Origin of the sequence: Streptomyces sp. NPDC005820, assembly GCF_040630255.1 — a bacterium.
In the GTDB taxonomy this organism is placed as follows: domain Bacteria; phylum Actinomycetota; class Actinomycetes; order Streptomycetales; family Streptomycetaceae; genus Streptomyces.
In genome coordinates this window covers 1-12,516 of record NZ_JBEXXE010000098.1, presented here as the reverse complement: position 1 = coordinate 12,516, position 12,516 = coordinate 1, and the positions used below count along the sequence as shown (strand labels likewise).

The following is a 12,516-nucleotide window of genomic DNA, read 5'->3' as shown; positions in this document are numbered from 1 at the left end:
TTGGTGTTGCGCTGGAAGATGCCGCCATAGCCGGCGAGCGCCGAGACGCCCTCCTGGATGCGGGCGCCCGCGCCGTCGTTGAGCGACACCAGCGGGGCGCCGGCCGCGATGGCCATGTCCATGATCTTGTGGATCTTCGTGGCGTGGGCCTCGCCCAGCGCGCCGCCGAAGATCCGGAAGTCGTGCGCGTACACGAACACCGTACGGCCCTCGACGGTGCCCCAGCCGGTGACCACACCGTCGGTACGGGGGCGCCTGGCCTCCAGGCCGAAGCCGGTGGCACGGTGCCGACGCAGCGCCTCGATCTCGTTGAAACTCCCCTTGTCCAGCAGGAGTTCGATGCGTTCGCGGGCGGTGAGCTTGCCCTTCGCGTGCTGCCGCTCGGTGGCCTTCGGATCGGGCCCCTGGCGGGTCAGTTCCTTCAGTTCGCCGAGTTCCCTCAGCCGGTCGTGGACATCGGCCCCGGTGGTCGCGGTCGGCATGGTGGTCCCACTCCCTTCTCGTCTTCGTTCGTGGTCTCTTCGGGGACGGCGGCGATCGCCCGCGCGGCGTCGGCCGGGTCCCTCACGTACAGGCACTCCGGGGGCAGTCGCCGGACCGTGATCCGGTGCTCCTCCTCGGTGCGCAGCGCCGTCGCGGCCACGTGGCCCGGCGCGGCGGGCACGTTGCGCACGGTCCAGCCCGTCGGCCGGGCGGGCGCCGCGCCGCCTCGGTGCTCGCCCAGGTAGTCGGCGGCCGGGCTGCGGGCGAGGCCGGTGCCCAGGCCCTTGAGATAGGCCTCCTTGCGCGTCCACAGCCGCCCGAAGACCAACGGCCTCGCATCGGCGGCAAGTCGGACCAGCTCCGCGCGCTCCTGTGGGTGCAGCTTGGACAGGCACAGCTCGGTGGTCTCCCGCGACGGCACACGCTGCACGTCGACGCCCACCGGGGTCGACGCCACCCCGAACAGCACAAGACCGTGGCTGTGCGACAGGGAGAAGTGGAGTGGAACGGGGGCGCCGAGCAGCGTCGGCCGTCCGCGCCGCCCGCCCGGACCGTCCCGGCCGAACCGCATCCGGTCCGGCGGCATGCCGGTGTACGCGGCCAGCAGCCGGCGCAGCGCGATGTGCGCCGCCAGGTACTGCAGCCGGTCGTGCGGCCGCACGAAGGCGGCGGCCCGCTCGTGCTCCTCCCGGTCGAGTTCGCCGGCTGCCAGGCCAGACGGCCCGCCCACCGGGGGCGGTGCGCGCAGCGACCACAGGTCCAGCTCCCCGACGGGCACGGTGGGCACCGCTCCGGGCGGTCTCACTGCGGCGCGCGGGCCGCGGGGACGGGCTGACACGTCATCGACTCATCTCCTTTCCGAAGGCGCGCGCACAGGCGGCCGCGCCGTTCTGTCGGGCGTCCCGGGATCGCGGACGCATCGACAGCCATCGCGACGAGCGCGACGGCCACCGAGGCCAGACCGCCGACGTACAGACCGGAGCGGGCCCCCAGATGCTCGGAGAGCCCGCCGACCAGCAGCGCGCCCAGCGGCGTGACCCCCTGGAAGATGAGGGTGTAGAGCGCCATCACCCGGCCGCGGTAGGCGGGATCGCTGCCGAGCTGGACCCGCTGGTTCGCGGCCTGCGCGAAACAGACGGTCGCGAAGCCGGTGAGGGCCAGCAGCACGGCCGCCGCCGGGTACGTCGGCGCCCAGCCGGTCACCGTCTCCAGCAGCCCGAAGGCGAGCGCGGAACCGGCCACCGTGGCGCTGGACGGGCGCCCGCGCCGCGCGGTGGTGGCGAAGGCCCCCAGCAGCGACCCGGCGGCGAGCGCGGTGGTGAGCAGGCCGAAGGACGTGACGTCGGAGCGGAACACGGTCTTGGCCAGCAGCGGCAGGGTGAGCTGGAAGTTCATGCCGAACACCCCGACGACGGCGACCAGTGCCAGCGGCGCCAGCACGTCCGGCCGGCTCGTCACGTACCGGAGGCCGTCGACCACCCGGGCCGGGGCGCCCTGTGGCGCGCCGCGGTGCAGCTCGTCCGGCCGCATCCTCCGGAGGGCCACGACGGTCGCCAGATAGCTCGCCGCGTTCAACAGCATGACCTGGCCGATGCCGGCCTGGGCGATGAGCAGCCCGGCGAGCGCCGGGCCGACGACCCGGGCCGTGTTGAAGTACGCGGCGCTGAGCGCCGACGCGTTGGGCAGCAGCTCGGCGCCGACCAGTTCACTGACGAAGGACATGCGGGTGGGGACCTCGACGGCGTTGACGGCGCCGAGCCCCAGCGCGAACAGGTAGACGTGCCCGAGCCGGACCTCGCCCGTCAGCACCAGCAGCGCCAGCGCCAGGGCGAGCACGCCCGAGGCGAGGTTGGTCCCGATCAGCAGTCGGCGCTTGTTGTAACGGTCCGCGAGCCGCCCCCCGTACAGCGTGAGCAGCAGCAACGGCGCGAACTGCAGGGAGGTGACCGTGCCCAGGGCGGCACCCGAGTCGCCGGTCAGGGCGAGCACCACCCAGTCCTGGGCCACCACCATCATCCAGGTGCCGGCCACGGACACGACCTGACCGGATGCGAAGAGCCGGAAGTTGCGCACCGACAGCGAGCGGAAGGTGCCCTTCATCCGCTGCACGGGCCCAGCGCCGTCCTTCGGCGTCATCGGCCCCGTCCCGTGTGCGAGAGGCACTCCTCCAGGAACGCCAGGGCCCGCAGATGGTACGAGCGGGCCGCCCAGCCCAGGCTGATGTTGTGGCCCGCGTGCGGCTGGCGGTCGAGGACCACCCGCGGCGCCGCGGTGAACCGGGCCGTGAGGTCGGCGGCCGCCGACTCGTCGTGGTGCCACCACGACTCGTACTCGGCGAAGGTCAGCCGGACCGGGACACGGACGCGCGCGGCGACCTCGGGGAAGATCCCCGGCCAGCTCCGGGCCTCGCGCTCCTCCGCGGCGGGCACGGGCGCCACCAGAGAGGCACTGGAGCCGAAGGTGTTCGGCGGGTACAGCCGCAGCGCCCCCCAGTTCCGGCTGAAGCGCCCGTGCCGGCGCGTGTTCGGCAGTTCTTCGGGTTCGACGGCGTACCGGTGGCCGCAGCCCGAGATGTCGAGACCGAGCAGCGTGTCCCCCGCGTCCTGCGCGGCGGTCAACGCGAGCTTGCCGCCATACGAGTGCGCGAGCAGGAACATGCCCGCTCCCCGGTCGTACCGGGAGGTGAAGTCCCGCAGCGCCGCGTGCAGAGCGGCCGCCTGCCCGCGCAAAGACATGCCCTCGGGCAGCACGGCGGCGGACTCCCCGTACCCCGGCCGGTCGATGGCGAGCACGGTGTAGCCGAGCCGCGCGCCGAGGACCGCGAGCGACAGGTCCGGGTGGGCCTGGCCGTGGAAGTACCCGGCGTTCATCCCGCCGCCGTGCAGGGCGACCACCACCGCGCGCGGCGGTGCGCCGACCGGTTCGCAGACCAGGCCGGACAGCGGGATGCCGTCGGCGTCCAGGACGAGCCGGCGCACCCCGTCGGCGACGACGGCACGCGCTGCGGTCAGGGCCGTCACGCGGCCGCACCGTTCCTGTCGTCGAGGGGCTCGCCGAACCAGCGGCGCAGCGCGGTCCGCAGCTCCTCGGCGTCCGCCGGGACGGCCGCGACATAGCCGTCGGGCCGGACGAGCACCGCCGCCGCGCCGTCGAAGGCGGCCGCGTCGGCTTCCGCCGTCGGCACGGCGGTCGTGGTGACCACACGGTCCTTCCAGGTCTCGGCCGCCCGTCGCGCCTCTGCGTCGTCGGTGAGGTCGAGGAGCACGCCCAGGCCCGCGTGCAGCAGCTGCGTGGTGCTGGTCTCCCCGGCCGGGCCGGTCAGCGTGCGGTGACCGACGCGCCGTCCGAGCAGGCGGTGCTCGCCCTCGCCGACCTCGTAGCGGATGTCGAGGCCGCTGACGATGCCGGCGAGGTGTCGCTTGACGTCGTCGTAGGTGATGAGTTCGGTGAACAGCTCGCGCAGCGGGTCGCTCTCCTCGCCGCCCAGGAAGACCAGGCCCTGGGCGCGGGTGTTCATCAGCAGCCGCTCGCCCGCCGCGTGCCGCTCGGAGTGGTACGTGTCCAGCAGCTCGGCCGGCGCCCAGCCGCGCACCACGGCGGCCAGCTTCCAGCCCAGGTTGGCGGCGTCCTGGACGCCGGTGCTCAGGCCCTGGCCCCCCGCCGGGAGGTGGATGTGCGCGGCGTCACCGGCCAGCAGGACCCGGCCCCGCCGGTACTCGGTGACCTGACGGGTGGCGTCGGTGAAGGAACTCACCCAGTCCGCACGGCCGCCGCCGATGTCCTCGCCGGTGATGCGCTGCCAGGCGGCGGCCACCTCCGCGAAGGCGGGTGTCTCGCTGCGACCGCCGGCCGGGGTGCCGTGCTCGCAGACGATGATGCGGTCCACTCCCTCGCCGAGCGGGGCGGCCATCACCATGCCGTTCGGCAGGCGCTCGCCCAGGAACCTCGGCTTCAGGTCGCAGCCGACGACGTCAGCGAGGTACATCCCGCGGGTCGCCGGGGTGCCGGGGAAGTCGAACCCTGCCGCCTTACGCACCGGACTGTGGCCGCCGTCGCAGCCCACCAGGTAAGCGGCGCGCACTCGCTGTTCGCCCTGGGGGGTGGCGAAGACGGCCTCCACGCCGTCGGCGTCCTCGGCGAACGACCGGAACTCCCAGCCGCGCCGGATGTCCGCGCCGCGGTCGGTCGCCCAGCCTGCGAGCACCTCCTCGGTCTGCGACTGCGGGATGCCCCGGGCGCCGAAGTGAGCGCCCTCCAACACGGTGTAGTCGAACTGCACGCCGCCGAAGTGGCCGAGCGGGCTGATCTCGAGCGTGCTGCCCTGACCGAACCGCGGCAGGATGCCGCGCTGGTCGAAGACCTCCATGGCGCGGGCGGTGAAACCCAGGCCCCGGGACTGCCCGGTGGGCTCCGCCAGCCGCTCCGCCACGATGACCCGCGCACCGCCGAGGCGCAGTTCACCGGCGAGCATCAGGCCGGTCGGGCCGGCGCCGACGATGATGACGTCCGTTTCCACGGCTGTTCCCTCCGTTGGTTGGAACACCGGGCCCCGACGGGAGTGCCGGGGCACGGTGGAGTTGCGAACCGGCCCGGAGCCCGGCGACTACAGCTCCGCGGAGCGCGTGTGGACGGCGCGGAAACTGTTCGCGAACCGGCCGGTCGCCAGGTTGCGGGCGCGGAGCCGGCCCTCGCGGACGTCCGCCGGCCGCTGCTCCTCGGGGAGCGTGTGGAAGGCGTCGTAGAGCTCCTTGCTGTCCCACTGCGCGTAGTTGGCGATGAACGTGCCGTCGATGCCGCGGAAGTAGGTGTGCGAGCGGTAGCCCGGCACGGTCTTCAGCCACTCGTCCGGCTTCGCCAGGGTGTCGAGGAGTTCCTTCTGGTTCTCCGGCTCCACGTTCAGCAGGACGAACACCGTGTAGTCGTCACGCTTCGGCGAGACCTCGATGGAGTCGCCCAGGTCCGGGTGGTGCTGGGTGAACTCCAGCTCCGTCTTGAGCAGCCGCGCGGACGTGGCCAGCTGGTTGAAGAGAGGCACGGTCTTGGTCTTGAACTTCTCCCCGGCGTAGCGGGCCTCCAGGGCGGCCAGGTCCCGCCACTGGATGAAGTTGAGCGTGCCGGGGGTGTCCACGCCGGCGTGCACCGTGGAGGAGATCCAGCCGGGATAGGTGGCGTTGTCGACGATCTTCTTCATCTCGTCGACGACGCGGTCCTGCCCCTCCGTGGTCGCGGTCTCGAACAGGTTGAACAGCGTCAGGTAGCCGTCGTCGGGCTTGATCAGAGGCATGAGAATTCCTTTACGGAGATGACATCGGTCCGCGCCGCGCCGTACCGGCGCGGCGGGCCGTCGGAGGTCCGGACGGCGACGACATGGCCGTCGGGCCGGGCGACGAGGTGTTCGGCACCCGCCAGGACGCCCGCGGACCGGCGGTCTTCGGCACGGGCCTCGGTGAGGTCGAGGCGCAGGCCGCGGCCGTCGCGCAGCAGGTCTGCGGTGGTGGTGCGCCCCTGGTCGGTCGTCAGGGCGAGCGGGGGCAGCCGGAGGCCGGACAGCGGATGGTCGCCGTCGTCGACGTCGTAGCGGATGTCGAGGCCGCTGATCATCCCGGCGAGGGACGTCCGAACGTCCTCCATGGCGATGAGTTCGCCCAGCAACGCGCGGACGGGCTCCACCTCGGGCCCGCCCAGCAGCAGCAGCGCCTGCGTCCTGATGTTGGCGAGCACCCGTCGGCCCACCGCGTGCCGCTCGTCGTGGTAGGTGTCGAGCAGCCCCTGGGGTGCCGTGCCGGCGACTTGGAGGGCGAGCTTCCATCCCAGGTTGAAGGCGTCCTGCAGCCCTAGGTTGAGGGCCTGGCCACCGATCGGCATCTGCTGGTGGGCGGCGTCGCCGGCGAACAGGAGCCGACCGTCGCGGTAACGGGTGAGCTGGCGGTCGGCGTCGCCGAAGGCGTTGACCCACAGCGGGGTGCCGCCGGCGATGTCCTCGCCGGTGACCCGCCGCCATGTCTCGGCGACGTCCGCGAAACCGGGCTCCGTGCCGCGCGGTGCGGGTGCATCGCCGAAAGCGTGCACCATCACGCGGGTGACGCCGTCGCCGCGCCGGGCGGCGATGGCCAGCCCGCGCTCCCGCCGCTCGAAGCGCCGGTCGGGCACGTCGATGCCGTCCACGTCCGCGCGCAGCAGCGTGCGGCCCGCGTCCGAGCCGGGGAACTCCGCCCCGGTCAGGCGGCGCACCGCGCTCTCCTCGCCGTCACAGGCGACGAGGTAGGGGGCCCGGACCCGCAGGACGGTGCCGCCCGGTCCGGCCGCCTCTGCCTCGACGTACTCGTCGGTCGTTGTCAGGGCTCGCAGCTCGTACCCGCGCCGGATGTCCGCGCCGAGGCTTGCCGCCCACTCCTGGAGCAGCTCCTCGGTGCGGGTCTGGGGGACCTTCCACTGGCCCGGGTAGGGGCCTGGCAGGGTCAGGTCGAGCGGGATCCCGCCGAAGTGCCCGCGCGTATCGTTGGGTGGGGTGCCGAGCGGCGCCAGCAGGCCACGGCTGTCGAGGACCTCCATGGTGCGGGCGTGCAGGGTGGAGGCCCGTGACTCCGTCGTCGGGGCGTCCCGTCGCTCCAGGACCGTCACGTCGGCGCCGCCGAGGCGCAGCTCGCCCGCGAGCATGAGCCCGACGGGTCCGGCGCCGACGACGACGACCTGGGTGTCCAGATGGTCCTCCACCATGATCAGCGCTTGGCCTCGGCGTAGTCCTTGGCGTGACCCAAGGTGGCGCGGCTGTTGGTGCTCAGGGCGCCCTGGACGTATTCCCGGGCGTCGGCGACTGTGGCGTTCTCACCGAGGATCCGCGCGATGTTCGCGGTGTTCAGCACGACGGTGTGCTGCGAGGACGCGGCGACACCGGTCCCCGTCTCGCGGAAGGTCCAGTAGCCGGTGTGCAGGGTCATCAGCGCAGGCAGCGTGACCTGTTTGTAGGCGATCTTGTAGTCGGGGAAGCAGACCCGGTACGACTTGGTGGTGTGGGTCGAGCCGTCCTTGGCGCGGGTGTCCATCTCCAGGGTCTGCAGCCCCGGGGTGTCCTCCGTCAGCTCGACCCTGGCCACGTGCGGCAGCCGCTCGGACCACAGGTTCGCCTCGTTGATGAAGTCGTAGACGTCCTTGGCCGAGCCGTTGATCTCGACGGTGTCCTCGAAGGAGAACGTCACGTCCCCGTCCGCGTAGGCCCGCTCCACGTTCGTCTTCAACGCGGCCAGCTCGGAACGGGAGTTGCGGTCGACGGCCTCGTCGATCCACTTCAGCCCGTCCGGGTCGTCGTCGACGGCCCGGTAGTCGTGCAGCAGCCGGATCCTGGACTCCGTCCGCGACAGGGGCTCGATGATCCACGCCCCGCCCATGGCGGCCACCGGCGGGGTGGACACCTCCTGGCGGAAGGCGACCCGCAGCCCTTCCGGGTCCAGCGTGCGGCGCGACGACCAGCTCTTCGCCTCGCCGTTGGCGGTGGCCCAGATCCGGATCCGCTCCTCGTTCTCGCCGCGGTCCAGGTGGTCGACGTGGATGGTCGGCGGGAAGATCCGCGGCCAGTTCTCCACCTCGGCGATCAGGCGGTAGACCTCGGCGGCGGGGGCGTGCACGGTGATCTCGTGCTCGACCTCTTTGGTCATGGGTGTCGTCCTTGTCCGTCGGAGCTGATCAGAAGTTGCCGAGGCCGCCGCAGACATTCAGCGCCTGCGAGGTGATGGACGCGGCCGAGTCGGAGGCCAGGTAGCCGACGAGGCCGGCGACCTCCTCGGGGGTGGAGTAGCGGCCAAGCGGGATCTTGGCCTGGAACTTCTCGAGGATCGCCTCCTCGGTGGCCTGGTAGGCGGCCGCGTAGCCCTGGCGTACGCGCTGGGCCATCGGCGTCTCGACGTACCCCGGGCAGACCGCGTTGACGGTGATGCCCGTCGGCGCCAGCTCGTTGCCCAGCGCCTTGGTGAAACCGACCACTCCGTGCTTGGAGGCCGAGTACGGAGCACCGAGCACGACGCCCTGCTTGCCGGCGGTGGATGCGATGTTGATGACGCGGCCGCGATCCTTGTGCCGCATGCCGCCGGTGTTCAGCACCTCGCGGGTCATCCGGAAGACGCTGTTGAGGTTGGTGTCGATGACGTCGCCCCACAGGTCGTCGGCGATGTCCGCCGTGACCCCGCCACCACTGCGGCCCGCGTTGTTGACGAGGACGTCGACAGTGCCGAACCGGTCTACGGCGGCCTGGACGAAGGCCTTGACATCGTCGCCCGACCGCACGTCGAGGGCGGCGCCGTCGACCTCCAGCCCGTCCTCGCGCAGCTGCTTGACGGTGAAGGCGACGTTCTCGGCGTTGCGCGCGCCGATGAACACCTTGTGATGGTGCGTGGCCAGGAGCCGAGCGACGGCGAGGCCTATCCCGCTGGTGGCTCCGGTGACCAGGGCGACCCGCTTCTCCTGCTGCGGCATGTTCTCTCTTCCTCCAGTGGTGGGGGCGATGCTGACGGTGGGGCCTGCCGGGCGGGATGCCCGCCCGGCAGGCCCTGTCAGGCGGCGGCGACCATGAGGTGCGCGTTGACGGCGTCGATCAGGGCGCGCGGGGTGTCGGCGTCGGTCAGCACGGAGTCGTCGAGGGTGATGTCGTACTCGCGTTCGATGCGGCTGCCGGTCTCCAGCAGGGCCAGCGACTCGTAGCCCAGCTGCTCGAAGTGCGTGTCGAGGATGTCGCCGTCGAGGTCCACGCCCTCGTCCGCGCCGGCGCCCTCGAGCAGGATGCGCTTGAGGTCGTCGAGGGTGAATTCCTTGGTGGCCATGGTGAGATCCTTCTTTCGTCGTCTGTCCGGGTTCGCGCGTGATGGCTCGTCGCGCAGGGGTGTGGGAGACGCCTTCCGCCGCCCGCGCGGGGGTGGCGCGGCCGGCGGAAGGCGCGGTTCGCGGCGGCTGCCTAGTGGGCGGACCGGGCGACCACAGCGGAGTTGAAGCCTCCCTGGCCACGGGCCAGGACCAGCACGGTGCGCACCTCGGCGGTACGCGGCTGGGAGACGACCAGATCCAGGTCGTACTCGGCGGCCGGCTCGACATTCACGGTCGGCGGGATGAGTCCCTCCTCCATGGCGAGGAAGGCGGTGGCCAGATCCAGTGGGGCGGCGCCCGAGTAGAGCCGGCCGGTCATCGTCTTGGGCGCGGTGACCGGGACGCCCCGCGCACCGAAGACGGCGGTGATCGCCTCCGCCTCGACACGGTCGAGCTCGGGGATGGCTGCGGCGTCGGCGAACACCACGTCGACGTCCTCGGGCCGCGCCTGCGCGTCGGCGAGGGCCAGTTCGATGGCCTTGCGCAGTCCCGGCTCGCGGCCGGTGCCGGGCTTCGGGTCGAAGGTCGCGCCGTAACCGGCGATCTCGCCGTAGATCTTCGCGCCGCGCTCGCGCGCCGCTTCGACGTCCTCCATGATCAGGATCGCGCCGCCTTCGCCGACCACATGCCCGCGCGCGTCGGCGTCGAAGGGCAGATAGGCCCGGGTCGGCTCGTCGCTGGTGCTCAGACGGTCGCTCGCCAGCTGGGCCACCCAGCCCCAGGGGCAGATCGAGGCGTCGATCGCGCCGGAGACGATCAGTTTCGTCCCCTTGCGGATCTGCCGTCGAGCCTGCGCCACCGCGTCGAGGCCGCCGGCCTGGTCGCTGACGACCACGCCGCTCGGGCCCTTCATGCCGTTGCGGATCGATATCTGACCGCTGTTGACGGCATAGAACCAGGCGAAGGACTGGTACGCGCTGACGTACTGGCTCCCCTGGCCCCACAGTTTCTGCAGCTCGCCCTGACCGAACTCGAAGCCGCCCGAGGAACTGGCGGTCACCACGCCCATGTCGTACTCGGGCAGGTCCTCAGGGCGTACGCCCGCGTCGGCGAGCGCCCAGTCCGTGGCGGCCAGGGCGATCCGGGTCATCCGGTCGGTCTGCGGGATCAACCGGTTGGGCAGGTGGTCCTCGGCCACGAAGCCCGGAATCTCACCGGCGAGCCTGGCCGGGTACCGCGCCGGGTCGAAGCGGGTGACGCGGCTGATGCCGTTCTTGCCGATGCGGGCCGCCGCCCAGTAGTCCTGCGAACCGAGCCCGTTGGGGGACGCGACGCCCAGGCCGGTCACCACCACCTTGGTGGTCATGCCACGCTCCTCTCGGGACGGGCCAGCACCATGGCGCTCTGGAACCCGCCGAAGCCGCTGCCGACCGTCAGCACCGCGTCCGTGATCTGGTCACGGGCCGTCAGGGGCACGTAGTCGAGATCGCATTCGGGGTCGGGGGTGTGCAGGTTCGCCGTGGGCGGCACCACGTTGTTCTCCATGGCCAGGGCGCACGCGGCGATCTCGATGGAACCGATCGCCCCGAGCGAGTGACCGACCATCGACTTGATGGAGCTGACCGGGGTGCGGTAGGCGTGATCGCCGAGGCTCCGCTTGAAGGCCGCCGTCTCGTGCCGGTCGTTCTGTTTGGTGCCCGAGCCGTGGGCGTTGATGTAGTCGATCTCCTCGCCGTTCATGCGGGCCTCGTCGAGTGCGACCCGGATCGCCTCCGCCATCTCCGCGCCGTCCGGCCGCAGGCCGGTCATGTGGTAGGCGTTGCTGCGCGTGGCGTAGCCGGCGATCTCCGCGTAGATGTGGGCACCGCGCTTCCTGGCGCTCTCCAGCTCCTCCAGGACGAACACGGCGCAGCCCTCGCCGAGCACAAAGCCGTTCCGGGTGCCGTCGAACGGCCGGGAAGCGTGCTCAGGGTCGTCGTGCCGGGGAGTGGTCGCCTTGATCGCGTCGAAGCACGCCATGGTGATCGGTGAGATCGGGGCGTCCGAGGAACCGGCGATCATGACATCGGCGGAGCCCTCGCGGATCAGCTCCACGGCGTGGCCGACCGAGTCGATGCCCGAGGTGCAGCCGGTCGACACCACCGTGCTCGGCCCCTGGGCCCCCACGGCCCAGGCGACCTCGGCGGCGAAGGAGCTGGGAACCAGGTAGTTGTACAGGTGCGGGACCGCGTACTCGTGATCGACCAGGTCCAGTCGGCCGCCGTCGCTGACGATCCGGTACTCCTCGTCGAGTCCCATGGTGGCGCCGACCGCGCTGCCGATGGTGACACCGGTGCGGTACGGGTCGAGCTCGCCGAGTTCGACGCCACTGTCGGCGACCGCGCCACGGGCCGCGACCACGGCGAACTGCGCGGCCCGGTCCATGCGCCGGACTTCCTGCGGGCGCAGGCCGTGCTCCTCGGGGTCGAAGTCGACCTCCGCGGCCACCCGGGAGCGGAACGGGCTGGGATCGAAGAAGGTGATCCCGCGCGTCGCCGTACGGCCCTCGCTCAGCAGGCTCCAGAAGTTCTTGGTGCCGATTCCACCCGGCGCCAGAACCTCGATGCCGGTGATGACGACTCGCCGACCCGTCATGCGGACGCCTCCCAGTTGTAGAAACGCTTGGCCATGGCGTCGGCGGGCGAGCGCCAGGTCGCCGGGTCGTACGCCTCGATGAACGGCTTCAGGTCATCGCTGATCCGGACGAAGCGCGGATCGGTCTTGGCCTGCTCGATCAGCTCGCCGCCGTTGTCCGTGTCGAAGTCCTGCAAATGGAAGTAAAGACCTCGGTACGAAAACAACTGACGTCGGCGAGTTCCCATGCGGTGGGGCATTTCAGTGGCGTCGAAATCGGCGAACAGTTTGGCGACATCGACACTCGAGCCCGGTTCCATCCGAGCCACGATCAAAGTGCTGTGCATAATTTTCTCTCCTCCGTGACCGAATTACTCCGGATGACCAACACGTGCACCCTTGGGGCGGCGACTCAGAACGTCGAATGCCGATAAATAGACTCTCCGCTTCGCGAAGGGTTTTCAAGACCTCTCAGGTCAGGCCATTGTTAATTCCTGTCAGGACTTTGTACGGGAATTACACAGAACCCCGGTTGTCAGTCCTTGATTTCGCAGATTGCTGCGCCGGAGGTGATGGAGGCGCCGACCTCTGCTGCCAGGCCCTTGATGGTGCCGGAGCGGTGGGCGTTGA

At 71.3% G+C, this 12,516-nt stretch carries 13 protein-coding genes; all 13 read right to left on the bottom strand.

Annotated features, from left to right (window positions below; all coding sequences use genetic code 11):
* The coding region (locus ABZ464_RS51335) for a carboxyl transferase domain-containing protein (protein ID WP_359289792.1) at window positions 1-482 on the bottom strand (482 nt) is incomplete at its 3' end.
* The gene (locus tag ABZ464_RS51330; RefSeq protein ID WP_359289790.1) at window positions 440-1,270 is read right to left on the bottom strand and encodes a 4'-phosphopantetheinyl transferase superfamily protein; all 831 of its coding nucleotides are present in this window, start codon (window positions 1,268-1,270) and stop codon (window positions 440-442) included. The genes ABZ464_RS51330 and ABZ464_RS51335, both read right to left, overlap by 43 nt.
* 14 nt (window positions 1,271-1,284) lie before the next feature.
* Window positions 1,285-2,583 (bottom strand): MFS transporter, encoded by a 1,299-nt coding sequence (locus ABZ464_RS51325; protein WP_359289798.1) that lies wholly within the window; start codon window positions 2,581-2,583, stop codon window positions 1,285-1,287.
* Between the two features lie 32 nt (window positions 2,584-2,615).
* Window positions 2,616-3,503 carry an alpha/beta fold hydrolase gene (locus tag ABZ464_RS51320; RefSeq protein WP_359289787.1) on the bottom strand — a complete coding sequence of 296 codons (888 nt, stop codon included), beginning with the start codon at window positions 3,501-3,503 and terminating at the stop codon, window positions 2,616-2,618.
* The gene (locus ABZ464_RS51315; RefSeq protein ID WP_359289796.1) at window positions 3,500-4,954 is read right to left on the bottom strand and encodes an FAD-dependent monooxygenase; all 1,455 of its coding nucleotides are present in this window, start codon (window positions 4,952-4,954) and stop codon (window positions 3,500-3,502) included. Before ABZ464_RS51315 ends, ABZ464_RS51320 begins: the two co-directional genes overlap by 4 nt.
* Window positions 4,955-5,086: 132 nt before the next feature.
* The gene (locus tag ABZ464_RS51310) at window positions 5,087-5,767 is read right to left on the bottom strand and encodes an antibiotic biosynthesis monooxygenase (protein ID WP_359289785.1); all 681 of its coding nucleotides are present in this window, start codon (window positions 5,765-5,767) and stop codon (window positions 5,087-5,089) included.
* On the bottom strand, window positions 5,758-7,281 hold the full coding sequence (locus tag ABZ464_RS51305; protein ID WP_359289794.1) for an FAD-dependent oxidoreductase: 1,524 nt from the start codon (window positions 7,279-7,281) through the stop codon (window positions 5,758-5,760). The genes ABZ464_RS51310 and ABZ464_RS51305 overlap by 10 nt, the downstream gene beginning before the upstream one ends.
* Entirely contained in the window at window positions 7,203-8,135 is a 933-nt protein-coding gene (locus ABZ464_RS51300; protein WP_359289783.1) for an aromatase/cyclase, read from the bottom strand. Before ABZ464_RS51300 ends, ABZ464_RS51305 begins: the two co-directional genes overlap by 79 nt.
* 28 nt (window positions 8,136-8,163) lie before the next feature.
* Entirely contained in the window at window positions 8,164-8,949 is a 786-nt protein-coding gene (gene fabG, locus ABZ464_RS51295; protein WP_359289781.1) for a 3-oxoacyl-ACP reductase FabG, read from the bottom strand.
* A 77-nt stretch (window positions 8,950-9,026) separates the two neighbouring features.
* On the bottom strand, window positions 9,027-9,293 hold the full coding sequence (locus ABZ464_RS51290) for an acyl carrier protein (RefSeq protein WP_359289779.1): 267 nt from the start codon (window positions 9,291-9,293) through the stop codon (window positions 9,027-9,029).
* Between the two features lie 131 nt (window positions 9,294-9,424).
* Complete coding sequence (locus tag ABZ464_RS51285; RefSeq protein WP_359289777.1) at window positions 9,425-10,639, bottom strand: ketosynthase chain-length factor; 1,215 nt, start codon at window positions 10,637-10,639, stop codon at window positions 9,425-9,427.
* A complete protein-coding gene (locus ABZ464_RS51280; protein ID WP_359289775.1) occupies window positions 10,636-11,907 on the bottom strand; it encodes a beta-ketoacyl-[acyl-carrier-protein] synthase family protein in 1,272 nt (423 codons plus the stop codon). Before ABZ464_RS51280 ends, ABZ464_RS51285 begins: the two co-directional genes overlap by 4 nt.
* The gene (locus ABZ464_RS51275; protein WP_359289772.1) at window positions 11,904-12,233 is read right to left on the bottom strand and encodes a TcmI family type II polyketide cyclase; all 330 of its coding nucleotides are present in this window, start codon (window positions 12,231-12,233) and stop codon (window positions 11,904-11,906) included. The genes ABZ464_RS51280 and ABZ464_RS51275 overlap by 4 nt, the downstream gene beginning before the upstream one ends.
* Window positions 12,234-12,516: the final 283 nt, after the last annotated feature.

Excerpts from the sequence above, each read along its gene's own strand:
- ABZ464_RS51325 (WP_359289798.1), bottom strand. The coding sequence starts at position 2,583 with ATGAAGGGCACCTTCCGCTCGCTGTCGGTGCGCAACTTCCGGCTCTTC.
- ABZ464_RS51315 (WP_359289796.1), bottom strand. The coding sequence starts at position 4,954 with ATGCTCGCCGGTGAACTGCGCCTCGGCGGTGCGCGGGTCATCGTGGCG.
- ABZ464_RS51310 (WP_359289785.1), bottom strand. The coding sequence starts at position 5,767 with ATGCCTCTGATCAAGCCCGACGACGGCTACCTGACGCTGTTCAACCTG.
- ABZ464_RS51300 (WP_359289783.1), bottom strand. The coding sequence starts at position 8,135 with ATGACCAAAGAGGTCGAGCACGAGATCACCGTGCACGCCCCCGCCGCC.
- fabG (WP_359289781.1), bottom strand. The coding sequence starts at position 8,949 with ATGCCGCAGCAGGAGAAGCGGGTCGCCCTGGTCACCGGAGCCACCAGC.
- ABZ464_RS51290 (WP_359289779.1), bottom strand. The coding sequence starts at position 9,293 with ATGGCCACCAAGGAATTCACCCTCGACGACCTCAAGCGCATCCTGCTC.
- ABZ464_RS51285 (WP_359289777.1), bottom strand. The coding sequence starts at position 10,639 with ATGACCACCAAGGTGGTGGTGACCGGCCTGGGCGTCGCGTCCCCCAAC.
- ABZ464_RS51280 (WP_359289775.1), bottom strand. The coding sequence starts at position 11,907 with ATGACGGGTCGGCGAGTCGTCATCACCGGCATCGAGGTTCTGGCGCCG.
- ABZ464_RS51275 (WP_359289772.1), bottom strand. The coding sequence starts at position 12,233 with ATGCACAGCACTTTGATCGTGGCTCGGATGGAACCGGGCTCGAGTGTC.